This window comes from Roseibium sp. MMSF_3412 (assembly GCF_030733265.1).
GTDB lineage: Bacteria > Pseudomonadota > Alphaproteobacteria > Rhizobiales > Stappiaceae > Roseibium.
On sequence record NZ_JASHJI010000017.1, the window covers coordinates 58,440 to 76,287 of the forward strand.

At 58.5% G+C, this 17,848-nt stretch carries 21 protein-coding genes; 12 read left to right on the forward strand and 9 right to left on the reverse strand.

Annotated elements, in window-relative coordinates; genetic code table 11:
• Window positions 1-5: 5 nt before the first annotated feature.
• Together RBB49_RS23175 and RBB49_RS23180 are read right to left on the reverse strand one after the other, a co-directional pair.
• Window positions 6-1,235 carry an MFS transporter gene (locus RBB49_RS23175; protein ID WP_306145280.1) on the reverse strand — a complete coding sequence of 410 codons (1,230 nt, stop codon included), beginning with the start codon at window positions 1,233-1,235 and terminating at the stop codon, window positions 6-8.
• 152 nt (window positions 1,236-1,387) lie between these two features.
• Window positions 1,388-2,242 (reverse strand): SDR family oxidoreductase, encoded by an 855-nt coding sequence (locus RBB49_RS23180; protein ID WP_306145281.1) that lies wholly within the window; start codon window positions 2,240-2,242, stop codon window positions 1,388-1,390.
• A 197-nt stretch (window positions 2,243-2,439) separates the two neighbouring features.
• Between RBB49_RS23180 and RBB49_RS23185 the strand changes: the two genes are divergently transcribed.
• On the forward strand, window positions 2,440-2,811 hold the full coding sequence (locus RBB49_RS23185) for a helix-turn-helix domain-containing protein (protein ID WP_336623436.1): 372 nt from the start codon (window positions 2,440-2,442) through the stop codon (window positions 2,809-2,811).
• 8 nt (window positions 2,812-2,819) lie between these two features.
• On the opposite strand, the gene RBB49_RS23190 is transcribed toward RBB49_RS23185, so the two are convergent.
• Both RBB49_RS23190 and RBB49_RS23195 read right to left on the reverse strand, forming a co-directional pair.
• Window positions 2,820-3,698, reverse strand: coding sequence for a hypothetical protein (locus tag RBB49_RS23190; protein ID WP_306145283.1), 879 nt, complete (start codon window positions 3,696-3,698; stop codon window positions 2,820-2,822).
• A gap of 9 nt (window positions 3,699-3,707) precedes the next feature.
• A complete protein-coding gene (locus tag RBB49_RS23195) occupies window positions 3,708-4,514 on the reverse strand; it encodes a helix-turn-helix domain-containing protein (RefSeq protein ID WP_306145284.1) in 807 nt (268 codons plus the stop codon).
• A 109-nt stretch (window positions 4,515-4,623) separates the two neighbouring features.
• On the opposite strand from RBB49_RS23195, the gene RBB49_RS23200 reads away from it, so the two are divergent.
• Window positions 4,624-5,010, forward strand: a complete 387-nt coding sequence (locus RBB49_RS23200; protein WP_306145285.1) for an MAPEG family protein — start codon at window positions 4,624-4,626, stop codon at window positions 5,008-5,010.
• 69 nt (window positions 5,011-5,079) lie between these two features.
• Here RBB49_RS23200 and msrB read toward each other — a convergent pair whose 3' ends face one another.
• The 3 genes from msrB to RBB49_RS23215 form a co-directional block, all read right to left on the reverse strand.
• Complete coding sequence (gene msrB, locus RBB49_RS23205; RefSeq protein WP_306145286.1) at window positions 5,080-5,538, reverse strand: peptide-methionine (R)-S-oxide reductase MsrB; 459 nt, start codon at window positions 5,536-5,538, stop codon at window positions 5,080-5,082.
• 81 nt (window positions 5,539-5,619) lie between these two features.
• The gene (locus tag RBB49_RS23210) at window positions 5,620-6,588 is read right to left on the reverse strand and encodes a PAS domain-containing protein (RefSeq protein ID WP_306145287.1); all 969 of its coding nucleotides are present in this window, start codon (window positions 6,586-6,588) and stop codon (window positions 5,620-5,622) included.
• 83 nt (window positions 6,589-6,671) lie between these two features.
• On the reverse strand, window positions 6,672-6,836 hold the full coding sequence (locus RBB49_RS23215; protein ID WP_306145288.1) for a hypothetical protein: 165 nt from the start codon (window positions 6,834-6,836) through the stop codon (window positions 6,672-6,674).
• Between the two features lie 179 nt (window positions 6,837-7,015).
• Here RBB49_RS23215 and RBB49_RS23220 point away from each other — a divergent pair, with 179 nt between their 5' ends.
• The 8 genes from RBB49_RS23220 (at window position 7,016) to RBB49_RS23255 (ending at window position 13,721) form a co-directional block, all read left to right on the forward strand.
• Complete coding sequence (locus RBB49_RS23220) at window positions 7,016-9,412, forward strand: putative monovalent cation/H+ antiporter subunit A (protein WP_306145289.1); 2,397 nt, start codon at window positions 7,016-7,018, stop codon at window positions 9,410-9,412.
• The gene (locus RBB49_RS23225; RefSeq protein WP_306145290.1) at window positions 9,412-9,831 is read left to right on the forward strand and encodes a Na(+)/H(+) antiporter subunit B; all 420 of its coding nucleotides are present in this window, start codon (window positions 9,412-9,414) and stop codon (window positions 9,829-9,831) included. Before RBB49_RS23220 ends, RBB49_RS23225 begins: the two co-directional genes overlap by 1 nt.
• Window positions 9,831-10,208 (forward strand): Na+/H+ antiporter subunit C, encoded by a 378-nt coding sequence (locus tag RBB49_RS23230; RefSeq protein WP_306145291.1) that lies wholly within the window; start codon window positions 9,831-9,833, stop codon window positions 10,206-10,208. The genes RBB49_RS23225 and RBB49_RS23230 overlap by 1 nt, the downstream gene beginning before the upstream one ends.
• Window positions 10,209-10,213: 5 nt before the next feature.
• Window positions 10,214-11,818, forward strand: a complete 1,605-nt coding sequence (locus RBB49_RS23235) for a Na+/H+ antiporter subunit D (protein ID WP_306145292.1) — start codon at window positions 10,214-10,216, stop codon at window positions 11,816-11,818.
• A complete protein-coding gene (locus RBB49_RS23240; RefSeq protein ID WP_306145293.1) occupies window positions 11,815-12,291 on the forward strand; it encodes a Na+/H+ antiporter subunit E in 477 nt (158 codons plus the stop codon). The genes RBB49_RS23235 and RBB49_RS23240 overlap by 4 nt, the downstream gene beginning before the upstream one ends.
• Window positions 12,288-12,644: a cation:proton antiporter gene (locus tag RBB49_RS23245; protein WP_306145294.1), complete on the forward strand. Its 357-nt coding sequence runs from the start codon at window positions 12,288-12,290 to the stop codon at window positions 12,642-12,644. Before RBB49_RS23240 ends, RBB49_RS23245 begins: the two co-directional genes overlap by 4 nt.
• A complete protein-coding gene (mnhG, locus tag RBB49_RS23250) occupies window positions 12,641-12,985 on the forward strand; it encodes a monovalent cation/H(+) antiporter subunit G (protein WP_306145295.1) in 345 nt (114 codons plus the stop codon). The genes RBB49_RS23245 and mnhG overlap by 4 nt, the downstream gene beginning before the upstream one ends.
• A gap of 319 nt (window positions 12,986-13,304) precedes the next feature.
• Window positions 13,305-13,721, forward strand: coding sequence for a MucR family transcriptional regulator (locus RBB49_RS23255; protein ID WP_306145296.1), 417 nt, complete (start codon window positions 13,305-13,307; stop codon window positions 13,719-13,721).
• Between the two features lie 62 nt (window positions 13,722-13,783).
• On the opposite strand, the gene RBB49_RS23260 is transcribed toward RBB49_RS23255, so the two are convergent.
• Together RBB49_RS23260 and RBB49_RS23265 are read right to left on the reverse strand one after the other, a co-directional pair.
• The gene (locus RBB49_RS23260; protein ID WP_306145297.1) at window positions 13,784-14,215 is read right to left on the reverse strand and encodes a SufE family protein; all 432 of its coding nucleotides are present in this window, start codon (window positions 14,213-14,215) and stop codon (window positions 13,784-13,786) included.
• A gap of 274 nt (window positions 14,216-14,489) precedes the next feature.
• Entirely contained in the window at window positions 14,490-14,942 is a 453-nt protein-coding gene (locus RBB49_RS23265) for a DUF5330 domain-containing protein (RefSeq protein ID WP_306145298.1), read from the reverse strand.
• Between the two features lie 462 nt (window positions 14,943-15,404).
• Here RBB49_RS23265 and RBB49_RS23270 point away from each other — a divergent pair, with 462 nt between their 5' ends.
• On the forward strand, window positions 15,405-17,009 hold the full coding sequence (locus tag RBB49_RS23270) for a hypothetical protein (RefSeq protein ID WP_306145299.1): 1,605 nt from the start codon (window positions 15,405-15,407) through the stop codon (window positions 17,007-17,009).
• An 8-nt stretch (window positions 17,010-17,017) separates the two neighbouring features.
• On the forward strand, window positions 17,018-17,785 hold the full coding sequence (locus tag RBB49_RS23275) for a peptidoglycan-binding protein (RefSeq protein WP_306145300.1): 768 nt from the start codon (window positions 17,018-17,020) through the stop codon (window positions 17,783-17,785).
• Window positions 17,786-17,848 lie beyond the last annotated feature (63 nt).

The following is a 17,848-nucleotide window of genomic DNA, read 5'->3' on the forward strand; positions in this document are numbered from 1 at the left end:
AATGCTCAGGTGACGGCGGCGCGGGGTCTGCCTCTGAACAGGATAAACACCATGATCGCCATGTTGAGGAAATTCCAGGCGATGCCGTTCATGAAGGCCGCCTGATAGGACCCGGTCAGATCGTAGATCAGTCCGGACAGCCAGCCGCCGAGCGCCATGCCGAGGATTGTCGACATCATCACCAGGCCGACACGGCGGCCAGCTTCGCGCGCCGGGAGATATTCGCGTACGATCACCGCGTAGCTCGGCACGATGCCGCCCTGCGACAGGCCGAAAATCAGGGAAACGAGATAAAGAGATGCCAGTCCATTGAAGGGAATGTAGAGAAACAGCGCGGCGCATTGCAGAACAGACCCGATCAGAAGCGTTCTGATCCCGCCGATCCTGTCCGCCAGCATGCCGGATATCAGTCGGCTGACGACACCCATGCCGGTCATCAGCGCGATCATGTCGGCTCCCGGGGCAATGCCGTAGCCGAGGTCGACGCAATAGGCGACGATGTGCACCTGGGGCATGGACATGGCAACGCAGCAGCTCAGGCCAGCGATCACCAGAAGCGCCTGAAGAGCCGTCGGCGAAAGTCCCGTCGATTGACTGCCGAAGCCGGGTCCGGACGGGCTGGACGCCAGGGCGGATTCCGGCGGTGGCCGGCGCAGGATCAGGGCGAGCGGTATCATTGTCACAAGACAGATGATGCCGATGACAAGATAGGTCTCGCGCCAGTCCGCGGTCTGGAGGTTCCATTGGATGAATGACGGCCAGAGCACACCGGCCAGATAGTTGCCGGAAGCGGCGCAGGCGACGGCGAGACCGCGGCGCTTCAGGAACCAGTGCGAGATATCAGCGACAAGCGGTCCGAATGTTGCCGCCGTGCCAAGCCCGATCAGGACACCCTGTGCGAGCGTGAACAGCAGGACATTCCGGCTGACAGCCGCCAGCCCGAACCCGGCGGCCAGGAAAATCGCCGAAGCGATCACCGGTGGCACAATCCCGTAACGGTCGACGAAACGCCCGAGAATGTAGTTTCCGATGGCAAACCCGGCCATTGTCGCCGTGTAGGGCAGGGAGGCTCCGGCCCGGTCGACCCCGAAGTCCGCCTGGACATCCGGCAGTACAATCACAACGACCCACATCCCGGCTCCGCCTATGGTGCTGAGCAGGATCGAAATCGCCAGGCGGAACCATGCGTATGGACCGTCCTGCGCGTAGGGATCGGCTGTATCCGGATTGGACATATGAAACTTTCAAGAAATATTCCCCGTTCTGCGTAGCAGGTTCGCCAAAGCCGGGCCAACAAATATCCTTGAAGTGATTGAACAGCATCTTGAATGAATGCCGGGGGCAGCCTGTGTCCCCGGCCATCGGCGTCGCACGTTCAGCTGCCGCCTTAGGACGTGCTCAGGACTTCTGCGACATAGTCCGAAAGTGGTCTCGTCGGACGTCCGATGATCCTGCTCAATGCGGTTGAGCTGTTGTAGAGTTCACCATCGGCTGTCCTGGCGCTTGCGTCGGCAATCGCCTTTGCAAAGCCATCCGGCAGGCCCGCACCGGCCAGGATCCCGGCGTAATCGTCTTCCGTCAGGTTTTGAAACGGGATCCGGCGGTTGGTCTGCCTGGCGATTTCGTTCGCCAGATCCGTCAGCGTGATGGCTTCATCGCCTGCCAGTTCCACGGCACGGGTCGAAACGTCACCACCGGCAACCGTCCGCGCTGCGGCTTCTGCATAATCGTCGCGTGCGGCAACCGAGGTCTTGCCGTCACCGGCTGCGCCGACAACCGCACCATGTTCCAGCGCTGCTGCGATGGTGCCCGCGAAATTCTCCAGGTACCAGCCATTGCGCAGGGTCGCGTGGGCAATGCCGCTTTCTTCAAGGAGCTTTTCCGTCTCTATGTGTTCCGCGCCCAGAATGAGCCGCGATTTCGGAACATTCAGGAGGCTCGTGTAGGTGATGAATTTAACGCCAGCCGACTTTGCCGCGTCGATAACGGCAGCATGTTGCGGACCGCGCTGACCGACCTCCGAGCCTGAAATGAGAAGAAGGCGATCGACGCCTTCCAGCGCTCCGGGCAGACTTGCCGGATCATTGTAGTCGAAGCGGACGACGCTTGTGCGCGTGGAGCCGAGATCCTGCGCCTTTTCGGGTGTGCGCACCAAGGCGCGAACCGGTTCGTCGGTCAGGTCTGTCAGAAATCGAATTACGCTTCTGCCGAGCTGGCCATTGGCACCTGTGACTGCGATCATTTCATAGTTCCTCAAGCTGGATTGACGAGATGTGTCGAACGCAGCTGATGTAGACTCCATACTTACTTTTTGTTAGTACGTACCAAAAGGTTAGTTTTAAGGTTTTTTGAGAAATGACCGAAAACAGGCAATCAGAAACGGCGAAACCGTCCACGGAAGCGCTATCCGATTGTAGCTCGGGTGTCGCTCTTTCGGAGATGATGCGGCGTGGTGAGCTCTTCAATCAGGACTGTCCGTCCCGGGAAATCCTCAAACACCTGACCAGCCGCTGGGGTGTTCTGGTGCTGATTGCACTGCTGGAGCGCGATCAGAGATTTTCCGAGCTTCGGCGAACCGTTGGAGGTGTCAGCGAAAAGATGCTGGCGCAAACGCTGCAGACCCTGGAAGCCGATGGTTTCGTCGACCGGTTTTCGCATCCCGTCGTCCCGCCGCACGTGGATTACAGCCTGACGCCGATCGGGCGCGAGGTCGCCCTGCAGGTGCGGCAGATTGCAGACTGGATCGAGGTCAATATCGGTCGGATTCTGTCGTCCAGGGCTGAAAAAGAGGCTGGCCGGGCAAGCGCATAGTCCACCGCCTAGTTCTCACGGCAAAGCCGGCCGGTCCCGCCGTTGGTCAGTCTCATGTCGACACATCCGTTGCCCGATGATCTTCTCGATTTGACTGCTGCGGGAAACCGCACATGGTGAAGCTCCTTCGCCTGGCCATCTTCGATAGCAACGATCCTCAGTGTTCGGCGGTCATTCGAGGGAACCGCGATATCGGGTCGACCGTCTGCGTTGAAATCGACATCTGCCGAAAGGTTCTGCTCGCGTGCGCCGATCCTGTGATTTGAAAACCCGGCGATGGATGCAATCGGGACAAGCGCCTTGCCGCGCCATTCGACGAAATAGAGCGTTCCGCCGATATGCGGCGTCTCGACATAGGCAATCTGCGGTTTGCCGCGTCCGGCATAGTCTGCGATCCCGGCTATGTTGAGCCACCGGTTCGCCCTGCCGATCGGTTTCGTTGACGCCAGTTCGACAAGCCTTCCGCCGCGCAGTCCATAGATGGCAACGCTGCCGCCGGCATTTGCAAACGAGCGGATCGTGATCACTTCAAAGCGGCCATCTCCATCCAGGTCCGTGATCCTCGGTGTCCTGTCCTCGAAGACCTCGCTTTCCGGCAGATGGACTTCGAACATGCGCCCGTCGCGCAAGGCCACATGCAGCGAACCGGCTTCAATGTCATCGCCAAGGATTGCATGTCTGTAGCGGCGGGTCGGTGTGCCGTACCAGGCGGCGACCGCGTCTTTCGAGCCGGGGTTAAAGACTGCATAGCTGCCATCCGGCAGGCCCCCGGCGGGGCGTTTTTTGGCACCGGCCCAGATGCTCTCGGGGATTTCCGAAGCGCCGGACGGCAGCGACAAAAGGAACAGGCATGCAACGAAGCATGCAAGTGTGGACAGGATTTTCAAGAAACACTCCTATTCGGCGGCATCCAGATCCCGGGGCGGTTTGGCTGCGGACAGCAGGCAGTTTTCCGTCGCGGCGTCCATCGGGACCATAAGCTCGATCGTCATGCCTTCGACCACCGCGTCCTGAACCGAGGCGAGTTGCCCCAGCATGGAGGTCAGCCGCAGCCGGCTTCCGTCGGGACCGAGAACCTCGACGGGCACGAACACCGGCACGTCTTCGCGGAACGTTTCGTCCAGACCGTCGAGCAATCCGCTCGCATGTGCCTGATCCAGCAGATCGGCAAGTTCGGGATCGTCCGCCGCTTCGCGGTAAAGACGCGCTGCGAAGATGGGCGCTGCTTCCTGCCAGTTCAGGATGCGTTCGCGAAACTGCTGCGACAGGAATATGCGGAACATGTTCGGCGGTTCGTTCTGATCTCCGATCACACCGGCCAGAAACTGCTTGCCGGGCAGGTTGTGACGCAGAATGGTCCAGCGCTTGTCGAGAACGAAAGCGGGGAAGGGCCAGTTTGCCAGAAGGCGGTTTTCAATCAGGTTCAACGCCTCCTGGACATCAGCTGAGTCCTCCGCGCGGCGTTTGTAGGGGCTGGCGAAACCGGCAGTTTCATAAAGTACATGCGCCCGTGTAACCGGTAACCCGAGTTCGCGCTCGATCCGCTGGATCATGTAGCGGCTTGGCTGCGCGCGGCCGGTCTCAAGGAAGGAGACATGTCGCTGTGTCGAGCCGATCCGGCCGGCAAGGTTCGCCTGGCTCATGCCACGTTCGCTGCGAATGGATTTGAGGGAAGTACCGAAGGCAGAGCCGTGTGCGTTCATGTTCGGGTCCGTGCACCGTTTCTATTCCCTGCAAGGGAATTGCTGAGACTGGCGAAAAATCTAGGCTTCCGGCGACGTTCAATCAACACACGAACGCTGGAGCAGTTTCATGACTACCTGGATCCTCGCCGTTCTGGCTCTTTACCTCGTCCAGATCTACGCAACCGCGCTTTTCTACCTGCCTTCTGTCAGCCTTTTCAAACTGGCGGGCGGGCGCGACGCGCTGCCGGACAAGGGCAGGCTCGGCCTGCGCGCAGACAAGGCGTTGGTGAACATGAAGGAAAACCTGCCTTTCTTTCTCGTTCCCGCGGTTCTGGCCTACGTCTTGCCAAATACGGATATGGGGATGGCCATTTTGGGCGCCCAGATGTTCTTCTGGGGGCGTCTCGCCTACATTCCCGCCTATGTGACAGGCATTCCCGGACCGCGTTCGATCGCTTACGGCATCGCGTTCGTCGGCAACATCATTACCGTCGCAGCGCTGTTCGGAGGATGACGGGCACTTGCAAAACACGCTTGAAACATATGGCTTCCGAGCGAAGACCGGCTTCGGCCGGAAGCCGGTTCAGTCGTTTTTGTCCGCCTTTGCAGGTCTTCCACCGCCGTGAACGAAATTCATGGCGTGACCATTCAGACAGTATCTGAGGCCAGTCGGATGCGGGCCGTCGGGAAAGACATGGCCAAGATGCGCATCGCACTGATTGCAGCGAATTTCGGTGCGCACCATTCCATGAGACTTGTCTTCAAGTTCCCGGATCGCTTCCGGGTGCACCGATTCAAAAAAGCTCGGCCAGCCACAGCCGGCGTCGAACTTGGTGTCCGACATGAACAGGGGGGCATCGCAACAGATGCAGTCATACCGCCCAACAAGCTTGTTGTCCCAGTAAGGACCGGTAAACGGACGTTCGGTTCCGGACTGGCGCGTGACGTAAAACTGCTCCGCTGTCAGCTGGTTCATCCATTCAGCGGTCGTCTTTCTCACCTTGGGCGCTTTGTCTTCCGTTTGGGTGATGTCGTCGCTCATACTGAACTTCCCGATTTTTCCTTGGTTCGCGATAACATAGGTGGCAGCGCCAAAAGCTCAAGAAACATCGACGGTTCGTGATTAGCGCGTCAGCGTCTTCATGAGAGTCTTGACCCGGTTCCCGCCTTCCTGGCGTGCCTCGAATACGCAGGTTTCCGCCGCGGACAGAATAAATTCGTGGCTTTCGGATATCCCGTTCTGCTCTGCAACAGTACAGACAGCGCCGACAGACGCAGTCACGACGCCGTCGCGCGAGCCATCGGGAATGGCCAGATCCTCGATGGCGACCTGGATATAAGCGCTGATCGTTTCGGCTCCCATCCCGTGGGTTCTGGGAAGCAAAAGCGAAAACTCCGCGGTTGCCGTGCGCGCGGCGATATCGGCCGGCCTTCTTGCGGTTTCCTTCAGTGTTTGCGCCACCTTCACCAGACACTCTTCCGCTGCCTGGTTTCCGGTTTTTTCAACAAGTGCCTCGAAGCGGTCCAGCGTCACCTTGATGAGGCTTGTGTGCGTCTTTTCCCGAAGCGCAAGCGCCCATTCGCGCTTGAGACTGTCTTCAAATGCATTCCGATTGCAGAGCCCGGTCAGTGAATCGGTTTGCGAGGCGGCTTCAAGCAACCCCTCCAACTCGCGCACTCTTGCAATGTTCTTGAAAAACAGGGCGAATGCGAACGCTTTGCCATCGGTATCGTTCAATATGTGCGCGGCAGCATGTACCCAAACCGGGGTCCCGGTCGCAGAGCGCAGCAACAAATCCGCGTCCGGCAAATGTCCGTCCGGATCGCCATTGCCCGACAATATGCGATGAAGAGCACCGCCATCCTTGCCGGCAGCTTCAACCTGCACCAGGTCGCCGAGGTGTCCTTCGAGAAGATCGAGCGGCCAGCCGAAATGCGTTTCCGCAACCGGGGAGGCAAACAGGAGCGAACCTTCGAGGGACACAATGAGGACGGTGTCGCTGCCTAGTTTAACGATTTCGCCAAAGTCTATGCTGCGTGCGTGCTGCAGGTCATTCCCGGAAGAAGTCGTGTCTTTGTGGTCCAACGCCATAACTGCCTCGCTCAGCAACCGGTCGACAAACAGCCGCCCTTGGCCTTGCTCCTTCGAAAGGGAACGTTATTTGGACTTTGAAATCAAGTGGCAAGGATGACGAGGGGGTCGGGAACCAACGCACCGTAGGACTGTCTGATGCGGCGGGCGAGGGGAATGCAACTCTGGATACAGTCTACCTTGCCGCCTGACGTGGATGAAACCCTTGTCAGCTCCCGGATGTCGGCGAAAATCACAACCAAAGTCATGTCTGAGCGTTCCAAAGTGACTAAAGCGCAGAAAAATCCAATGAGAAATGCTTGAAGACACGCAATCATGAACCTAAGACATGTCATAAGTCTTCCGGCCCGCTATGATTTAGCGTCTGGGTGTTGATTCGAACCGGTCAACACAGGCCGTTTTATTAAAAATGTGACGAAAGATCGGTATGACGCCTGCAGTGATCGACGACACGACTTTGTACGCCGTACTCGCCCCGTTTGCTGCCGCGGTCGTCGCCCCGTTCCTGACACGCTGGCTCAAGCATAACGCGGCCTGGCCACTGGCGCTGGTTCCGGCGCTCATATTCCTTCATTTCGTGGGGTTCATCGGCCCAGTCTCCCAAGGTGAGACATTCGTTGCCGCGAAAGCCTGGGCGCCAAGCTATGGCGTCAACTTTTCGGTCTATGTCGACGGCCTTTCAACGCTCTTCGGGCTGCTGATCTCAGGTATCGGCACCTTTATCATTCTCTATGCCGGCGGCTATCTCAAAGGACACCCGCAACAGGGAAGGTTCTTCTCGTTCCTGTTCCTGTTCATGGGGGCCATGCTCGGGCTGGTGCTTGGCAACAACCTGATTTCGCTTTTCATTTTCTGGGAACTGACCTCAATAACGTCCTTCCTGCTGATCGGGTTCGACCATCTGAGGGCGGCATCGAGACGTGCGGCGATCCAGGCCCTGGTCGTTACCGGCGGCGGCGGTCTGGTACTGCTTGCAGGCTTCATCGTGATCATCTCGGCAACCGGCGAAATCGAGATGTCGGTGCTGCTTGCCTCTCCAGACATCATCAAGGACTCCGGCCTCTACCTGCCGATCTTCCTGCTGGTGCTGGGCGGTGCATTCACGAAATCGGCGCAGTTTCCGTTCCATTTCTGGCTGCCGAACGCCATGGAAGCACCGACGCCTGTTTCCGCCTATCTGCATTCCGCGACAATGGTGAAGGCGGGTGTCTATCTTCTGATGCGCATGCACCCGTTGCTCGGCGACACGGTTCTCTGGACGACCGTGCTGCCCCTGTTCGGCGGCGTCACATTGCTCGTGGGAACGATCCTCGCCGTGCGTCAGACCGATCTGAAGCTGATGCTGGCCTACACCACGGTGGCCTCGCTAGGCCTTCTGGTGATGCTCACCGGGACGAGTTACGAAAAGGCTCTGGAAGGCGCGGTTCTCTATCTGCTGGCGCATTCGCTCTTCAAAGGGGCGCTGTTCATGGTGGCCGGGACCATCGATCACGAGGCGGGTACGCGAGACGTCACCAAACTCGGCGGTTTGCGCAGCTTGATGCCAATAACCTTCGCAGCGGCCTGTCTTGCTTCGCTCTCCATGGCCGGATTGCCGCCTTTCATCGGCTTCATCGCCAAGGAAATTCTCTACTACGGGACCTCCGACATCTCGGCGCTCGGCCAACTCGGCATCATGGTGACGATCGTCGCTGTCGTCGGCAACGCCCTGATGCTCGTAATCGCGGCCGCGGTTGCCATCAAACCGTTCCTCGGCCCCGAGGTGGAAACACCCAAACACGCACATGAGGGGCCGGTTCTGCTTATTGCCGGTCCTGTCTTTCTTTCTGTCACCGGCGTTATCATGGCGCTGTTTGCGCACACCACCGGTGTCTGGTTCATCGGCCCGACCCTGTCTTCGCTTCTGGGCGAATTCACGCAGATCGACCTGCACCTGATCCCGACCAAAATCAATGCTCCGGTGATCCTGTCCTTCATCACGGTCGGTCTCGGGATTGCTCTCTTCACCCAACTAGACCGGATGCGCAGCATGATCGCGTCGGCGCTTGATGCGATCGGTTGGGGGCCGGACAAGGGGTTCGACCAGGCGGTGAGCGGGATCGTATCCCTCGCCACCGCGGTTACACGCGTGCTTCAGACCGGCAAGATGCAGACCTACATGCTGCTGACCTTTGTCTTCACGGCGCTCGCCGTTCTGCTTCCGGGGTATCTGTCCGGCAGCTTCCCGGCGCTTCCCAAGCTTCCGGAGTACCGCTTCTACGAGTGGGGCATTCTCTTGATCGCGGTTCTCGGTCTGATCGCCGTCCTCATTGCGAAAACGCGTCTGACGGCAATTGTATCGCTGGGCGTCCAGGGCTTCGCTGTCGCGCTGATTTTCATGATGTTCGGCGCACCGGACCTGTCTTTCACCCAGTTCATGGTGGAAACGCTGTCGGTGGTCATTCTTGCTCTGGTGATGACGCGCCTCAATCTGTCGCCCCGCGATCACAGGTCTCTTGCATCAAGCGTCGTGACCGGTGTGGTGGCGGTGGCGGTCGGGCTCGGGCTCATGCTGACGCTGCTGGCAATCACCCAGCAGCCGTTTGACAGCAGGCTCTCCGAATTCTTCACTGAATTCAGCCGGTCCATCGCGCATGGGCGGAACATCGTGAACGTGATCCTTGTCGACTTCCGCGGCTTCGATACGCTCGGGGAAATCGCGGTTGTGGTTCTGGCGGGGCTGTGTGTCCTGGCGCTGATCCGCATCAAGACCAGACCGTCCGACGAGGCATTGGCCAAATCGACAGCTGGTCAGGCCGAGAAACAAACCGTGGAGGCGCGCTGATGCGGACGGTTATCTTCCGGACAATCGCGCCTTACCTGGCTGCCCTGATGGTCCTGTTTTCCATCTTCGTGCTCCTGCGCGGGCACAACGAACCCGGCGGCGGTTTCATCGGCGGGCTGATCGCGGCGTCCGCTCTGGCGATTTTCGGGATCGCGTGCGGTGTGGCGTCTGTGCGCCGCGCCATTGTCTTTCACCCGATGAGCATTTCGGGCTTCGGGCTCTTCATCGGTGCGCTGGCGGGGGTCCTGTCCTTCTTCAAGAACCAGGCATTCATGACCAGCCAATGGCTGATCTTCGACCTGTTCGATGTCGAGATCGCGCTTTCAACGCCGCTTGTTTTCGACATTGGCGTCTATCTGGTTGTCGTCGGTGCGATCGGCTCCATTGCACTGGCACTGGAAGAAAGGGAGGCCGACTGATGGAAACCGGTGTCGCCATTCTGATCGGGCTTTTCTTTACCGTTGCCGTCTACCTGATGCTGTCGAAGCATCTGGTGAGGATTTTGCTCGGGATCGCGATCCTTGGAAACTCGGTCAATATGCTGATTTTCACGAACGGCCGCCTGACGCGGGAAATTCCGCCGCTGATCCCGTCCCATCTCTACACCCCGGAAACCGCGACCGCGAACCCGCTGCCGCAGGCACTGGTTCTGACCGCGATCGTGATTTCCTTTTCGTTTTTCGCATTCCTGCTGGTTCTGGCCTTCCGGGCCTACCAGGAACTGGGCACCGACGAAGTGAACAAGATGCGCGTCGCCGAACCTGAAAACGACCCAACTCCGCCACAAGGGTACTAAGCTTTATGGCCGGTTCTTCTGTTTCCGTCGACTATGCCGAGGCAATGATCACCACGCCGATTGCAGCGGGTGACTGGCTTATCGTCGCGCCGTCGCTGATCACGATGGTCGGCGGTGCCCTGTGTCTCATGCTTCGCAAAAACACGGATCTTCAGCCGAAACTCGGGGTCTTTCTGCTGGGTCTTCTTGTCCTGGCGAGCCTCGGGCTCTTGATCCGCGTTCTCGACCAGGGTGTCATTACCATGGTGATGGGCAACTGGCTGCCGCCGTTCGGCATTGCCGTCACCGCAGATCCCCTGGGTGCGACCCTGACCTTCATCGGCTCCGTCGTTGCCTTCTGCGCCGGTGTTTTCGCTATGCAGACAGTCAGCAGTTCCGGTCGAAGATACGGGTTTTATCCGTTTCTGCTTTTGCTGATGACCGGTGTCTGCGGGTCGTTTCTCACCGCCGACGTCTTCAACCTTTATGTCTGGTTCGAGGTCCTTCTGATTTCGTCCTACGGGTTGCTCATTCTTGGAAACGAGCGCATCCAGCTGGATGGGGCGGTGAAATACGGGGTGCTCAATCTCGTCGGCACCAACCTTTTCCTCATCGCAACGGGCCTGCTCTACGGCATTTTCGGCACGCTCAACATGGCGGATATCGCGGTCAAGGTCGACGCACTCGACAATCCGGCTTCAGGCGCGCTGGCAACCGTTGCGGCGCTTTATTTCCTTGCCTTTGCCATGAAGGCGGCCGCCTTTCCGGTCAACTTCTGGCTTCCGGCTTCCTACCACACCCCCAATATTGTTGTTTCGGCGGTGTTTGCAGGGCTCCTGACCAAGGTGGGGGTCTATGCGCTGATCAGGATCTTTGTGCTGATCCTGCCCGCATCGCTCGAGTACATGGCGGATGTCATAGGCATCGTTGCGATCGCAACACTGATAACCGGCGCTCTCGGTGCCCTGGCGCAAAGCGAGATCCGGCGTCTGCTCGGCTATCTCGTGATCGCCGGTATCGGTTCCATGCTGGCCGGTCTTGCGATTGCCTCGAGCGGCACACAGGCAACACTCGCAATCTCAGGCGCAATCTTCTACGCGGTCCACTCGATCATCGTGATGACCGCGCTCTACATGGCCGCCGGCATCATGGGCATGATGGGAAGCTCCTTCAATCTCCGCGAGCTCGGGGGGCTCTATCACAAGAGCGTTGCCTTCGCGGGCGTGTTCCTTGTGCTGGCATTCGCGGTTTCCGGTCTGCCGCCCTTCTCGGGATTCTGGCCGAAGGTCATGCTGGTCGACGCGGCATTCCAGGGAGGCCGGTTCTGGCTGGGTGCGGCGATCCTCGTCAGCGGTTTCCTGACAACTCTCGCCATGGGACGTGTCTGGATCTACGCGTTCTGGAGGGGAGGGCCCGAAGGCACGGCCGATGGGCAGAGCGTTGATGTGACCGGCGCAGCGGAAGGTCAATTGAGCAGCGGTGCACTCTGGCTCCCTCTGGGCGTGCTGACCGCTCTTGTGATCTATTTTGGTCTGCAGCCTGAGTGGATGATCGAGCTTGCCACGCAAGGTGCAAGCAGCGTGGTCGATCCGTTCGGGTATATCCGATCAGTTCTTGGAGAGCAGGGATGACGAGCCTCTTTCTCACAAATATCCTCATGGCCCTGGCCTGGGGCGCCGTCACCGGCAGTTTCTCGGAGATAAACCTGGCATTCGGATTTGTTCTGGGCTCGGGTGCCCTTTACCTGATCCGTGAGCAGGTCGGCACGTCTGCGTATTTCCGCAGGATCGGCAAGGCTGTCGGCCTTGCCGCGACGTTCGTCTACGAGCTGGTCCTGTCGGCATGGCGCGTCGCGATGATCGTGCTGCGGCCGAAAATCGAGCTGCAACCCGGCATTATCGCCCTTCCGCTGACCGTCGACACGGATTTTGAAATCACGATGCTTGCCAACCTGATCACGCTGACGCCGGGCACGCTGTCGGTCGACGTTTCGGAGGATCGCAAGACACTCTTCATCCACTGCATTGATGTCCCGGATCCCCAGGCAACGATCGACGACATCAAGAACGGATTTGAACGCAAGATCATGGAGGCGTTCAGATGACCCCCTTCGAGCTATTCGCGTCACAGTTTCTCGACATCGCGGTCAACATCTCGCTCGGCATTCTGACCATCTCGTTCATTGTCATCGTGTTCCGGACGGTGAAGGGACCGGGTCTGCCCGACCGTGTCGTGGCGCTGGACATGCTGGTCGCCGTCGGGATCGGTTTTATCGCGGCCATCGGTGTTTCGACCGGCATCTATCTTTACATTGACATTGCGATCACGCTGGGTCTGGTCGGGTTTCTCGCGACCGTCGCCTTCGCGCGTTTCATTCTCAATCGTGGAACGGCAGGTGACGAAACTATCATGGACGAGGTTGAGGAAAGCATCAAACGCAGGGAGGCGGGGCAATGAGCGCTGTCGTTGAAATCATTTGCGGGTTGATGCTCATAACAGGTGCCTGCTTTGCCTTTGTCGCTTCGCTCGGGCTGATGCGCCTGAAGGATGTCTACATGCGCACGCATGCTGCATCCAAGGCGGGAACGCTCGGGTCCGGACTCATGCTGCTCGCGCTTGCGGTCGAAGCGGGAGACCTTTCGGTGGTCACGCGGGCAATCGCGGGAGTTGTGTTTTTCCTGCTGACAGCCCCAATTTCGGCTCATTTGCTGGCAAAAGCTGCTTATGCTGCAGGATATCGCCCTTGCGCAGATACCAAAATTGACGCCTTGGCAGAGACTGTTCGACCAAAGGATTAAATTTGCACGGACAACAGTCCTGCGAACACAAAGGAATGTCGTAAGGGAATACTATTGCTCACTTGTCGAATTTGGTGTTTTGGAAATAGACGTTACCTATAGAATTCGATTTTTATTGGCATGATTTGATTTTTATTTGATTTTCGGGGTTGTGCCTCATCGAGCACAGCGATATAAGGCTGAGACTAAAACCTGCAAAGTAGAATCGCTTCTGATTAGATATTCCGCAAGTAACGTCATTTTTTAAGCGTTTTCGGAACAAATTACTTGCAGGTCTATACCGATGGAAAATTCGAGTTTGGAAGAGAACGGGTGAAAAATGACTGATAATCCGGTGGATGCTAATCTGATTGATCTTACGGCTGACATCGTCTCCGCTTACGTGAGCAACAATACAGTTGCCTCGACCGATTTGCCGAGTCTGATCAACGAAGTACACAGCGCACTGCAGAAAACGGCGTCTGCGTCCAGCGAGCCGGAGCCGGAGCCGCTCAAGCCAGCCGTTCCTGTCAAGAAGTCCGTCATGCCGGACTACATCATCTGCCTCGAAGACGGCAAGAAGTTCAAGTCGCTGAAGCGCCATCTGCGCACGCATTACAACATGACCCCGGAAGAGTACCGCGACAAGTGGGATCTGGGCGCCGACTACCCGATGGTTGCTCCGAATTACGCAGCGGCGCGCTCGGAACTGGCAAAGAAAATGGGTCTTGGCCAGCAGCGCAAGCGTTCCAAGTAAGGATCGCGTATTCATTCCGATCAGTCGGACGTTACAGGAGCTGCCCCCGGGCAGCTCCTTTTTTATACCGCGGCGAGTGCGCTTTGCGCATCGGACCGAATGCGTCCAACCATGGATCTCAGACCATTGGACCGCTGCGGCGTCAGATGCTCCTGCAATCCGAGCTGTGCGAAGATGCCTTCAACGTCGGTGTCGAGGATTTGCTGGGCACTCTTGTTGCTGAAGAGGGACGTGACAATGGCGACGAGGCCCTGAACGATCAGGGCGTCGCTGTCACCCCTGAAGGTGAGAACGGGCTCTCCGGACTGACCGCTGCTGACCTTCGTGATCAGCCAGACCTGCGAAACGCATCCACGCACCTTGTTCGCGTCGGTTCGCTCGGATTCGGAGAGTTCAGGCAGTTCCCTGCCCAGATCGATCAGATATTTGTAACGGTCTTCCCAATCGTCCAGAAAATCGAACGTTTCAAGGATTTCAGCAATATCGGTGGCCATGACACTCGTCTTTTCAGGTCTCTTGCGCCTTCATATAGCTTGCGTGACGCAAAGTGCAAATACTGTGCGATGTGACCTGATGTCCGGGAGCGGGACGTCGCATTTGAGGGAAAAGAAAAATACGCCGCAGATGAAATGGGCAGCTTTCCATCTGCGGCGCAGCGGTACGAGCCGCTGAAGTTTAGCCGTCGTTGCTGCTCGTCGCAGCAGCGCTCAAGCGGGGCGCAATGGACCGTTGATCAGGCACGACACGCCCGGAACAACGGCCTTTGGCTCAGGTATTGCGGCCTGAGCCGGGTTTGGGCCGCGGAATCGGCCCGGTGACAGCCTCCTGTTTGGAGCCTGGATTCCTGGAAGGAATGATCGCGGAGTAACCGTTCCCGGCGGCGCCGGAGACCGTTGCAGAAGCAGGTGAGGTAGAGCCGGTCACAAGACCGTCCTCGGTTTCCCCGGACCGGTTCTTTGGTTCGAAATACTGGTAGACGATGACGGCGCCATCGCGTGCACGGCTGCCGATCGCGCTCAACGCGTTGCCGCCGGTCTCGCAGGCCTGGGGATTCCGGCTGCAGAAACCGCCGATATCGGAAACCGTTGCCTGGGCCGCGAGGAACGCGGAAACCGGATCGACCTTTTCGGTCCGTTCGGGTGTGCTGGTTTGGTCGGATCCAAGCGGAATCAGCACCAGCACCAAGGTGAGCCAGAAGGCCGTCCTTAGAAGAAACAACATTTTGCTACCCATGGTCAGTTCGAAGGTACACGCCGGTTTTTTGTGATGGCGCGTTTGTTATGTTCGAACCGTAGCAGGGACAAAAGAATCTCAGGTTGAATGGGTGAAGGCAATTTTCGTAAAATAAAACATGCATTTAAGGCAAGTTTTCTGAGAATTTGATTCAAATTTTATCAATCGGGTTTCATGTCATTGATTGATACCGCTTTTTTGGTTTTTTTCACGCGTTTGAAGTCATCCTTTATCGTTCATTAAGCGCTGCAGCTGACAATGGCCACCGAGACATCGAAAGCGGAATTTTCCGTGGGATTCGTGTGGTAGTATAGAGTGCGTAACCCTCTGAAGAAGATAAAGAAAATCTGGGAGATTTGGTCGGTAAGGGTCGACGGGATGATTCATCCCGCAGCTGCTGCCGATAATTTTTTGGCACCAGTTCACCGCTCGCTGCTCACAAGCTGCCTTTTGAGCGGAACGGTCGCGCTCTTCATCCTGCCTCTGCACCTGGCTTTGGCGGGCCCGCCGCATGTTGCAACAATCCTGGTCCTTGCCTGGATGCTGAGCCAGTGGCCGATTGCCCATTTTCTGTCGCGCACCGGCGCCATGAACGTGACCATCGCACTTTCTTCCGGTCTTTTTGCCAGCCTTGTCGCCGCAGTCTGCCTGATGACGGGTGGCGACAGTTCCTTTGCGCTGCTGTGGCTCCTGATCCCTCCGGTCGAGGCGGCGTTTGCCACGAACCGGAAGGTCACCATCGGCGTGTCCTTGTATTGCTGCGCGCTCTTTGCAGCTGTCACGCTTTTGTCTGCCGGCATTCCGCAATCCATGACGTTGCCGCCGGAGGCGGGGCTTTTCGCGTCGATTGCCGCCTTTCTCTACACGGGAATGCTGGCCTCCAGAATCTCGCTCGACCGGCATCGCGCCAGCGCCGAGGTCCTGAAGTCCGGCACGAAACTTGATCGGGTGTCGAACACAGTCTGCGAAGTCCTGCTCGAACTCGACACGGATGGACGGCTTTCGGTTCTGGGTGGGCCGGTCCGGAGAATCTTCGGGCTGGAGCCATCGATTTCGGACGAAGATTGGGTGTTTCAACGGTTGAACGTTGCCGACCGCCCGACCTATCTGTCCAGCCTCGCCGATGTCAGGGAAAGCAGGGAAGATGTGCTGCTGGACGTCCGCCTGCGCCTGGGGTCCAACAAGCCCGGTGAAACGGGACAGGCGGAATATTCCCGGTTTCAGTTGCGTCTGCGCGCCGCACAGGCAAGGCCCGATGACGCGAGACGGGGTTCCGTCATTATGGCGCTCCGGGAAAGTGAAGAGCAGGCCGCAGAAAACACCCCGAAACAACAAGCGCATCCAGCCGCAAGCAGTGCCCACTGGAGCCTGATCGAGGAGGCCGGAGCGCGTGCGCGCGAACAGGTTTCCGCGATTGTCGATCTCGCGGCGCTGGTCGAACATGAAGGCAAGTCTCTTTCGGAGGGGAGCTTGCACCAAACGGCACAGCGGATCCGCTCCGCGGGTGACCGCAGCGCGCGCTCCCTGAATGCGCTTCTTGAACTGGTGCCGGCTGCAGATGGCCACGCGCAAAGCGAATTCTGCAAGGTGGATGTGGCGGATTGCCTGGCACACAGCAGCAATCTGATCGGTCCTCTTGCCGATCGTCTGAAAGTGTCGCTTGACATGGCTGCAGCCGCCGATCTTCCGGCTGTCTTGGTCGAGAGGAAAAAGTTCCGGCAGTCTCTTCATCTCATTCTATCCGAATGCGTCGAGACGGCAGGCGCCGGGGCGGTCATTCGTGCGGAGACCGTTTCGGGTGCATCCTGTATTGAACTGGTCATGACTGTCTGCAACCGGCAGTCCAGCCTCAACTGGACTGCCGGAAAGTCGAAGCCGGTTTTCGAAAACGCTGCCAGGTTGCTGAACGAGGCCGGTGCGGATCTGAGTATCCGCTCCTCACTCGGCAGTGGAGAGCGCGTTGTCATCGTCATTCCGGTCAGAGCCGAGAAGGGCAGACCGGCGCGAAGTACAGGTGCTGTCGACTCGTCCACGCCGTGGGCAGAATCGGCATAGGCGGCATCATGGCAAGAGCAAAGAAACAGAAGAATACGCCAAAACCCCAGGAAACCCTGATGGCCAGGGCCGGGCATATTGCGCTCGACAACCCGGTCGCCGCCGGTGGTGCAGTCGTCATGGGGCTGACATCCTGCCTGATCATCGCCAACGCGATCGGACTGCAGCCGGGGCGGCATCCTGCGCCGCTCTTCAGCACGCGCGAGCGCGCCGCAGAACCGGTCTTGCCGGAGCCGAGCGGGCGCAGCAATGATCTGCAGGTCCAGGAGATCTCCACGCTCGTGCTTGATTTGCAGATCTCGCTGCGACGCATCGGCCTCTATGAAGGGCCGCTCGACGGGCTGAGCGGACCGGCGACCGAACGGGCGATACGTGCTTTTGAGCGCAAGGCGGGGCAGGCAGAAACAGGCAGGGCCAATGAGGCTCTCCTTGCCCTTATCCTGCTGCATGGAGATGCGCCTCAAACGTCTTTCGTTCCCATTCCGCGTGCGAAACCGGGTGCGGGCAGCAGCCCTAGCCCCAGCACAAGCCCCCGCCCCGGCATTTCGACGTCCGACGTTGCCGAGACCGAGACCGACCCTCATTTGCAGAAAATACAAAAGGCTCTTTCGGACCTCGGGTACGGCCCGCTCAAGGCCGATGGTGTCATGGGGGCGAACACGACCGCGGCCATCAAGCGCTTCGAACTGGACCGGGGACTGCCGCTGACAGGCGAACCCGGTTCAGAGACCATCGAACGGCTTGAAATGGTCAGCGGCCTCAGCTTGTCGGGATGATGGATCTGGTATAACCGTGGCCGGGCCCGGCAAATGCCGGAAGCGTCAATGCGGAAGCCGGGG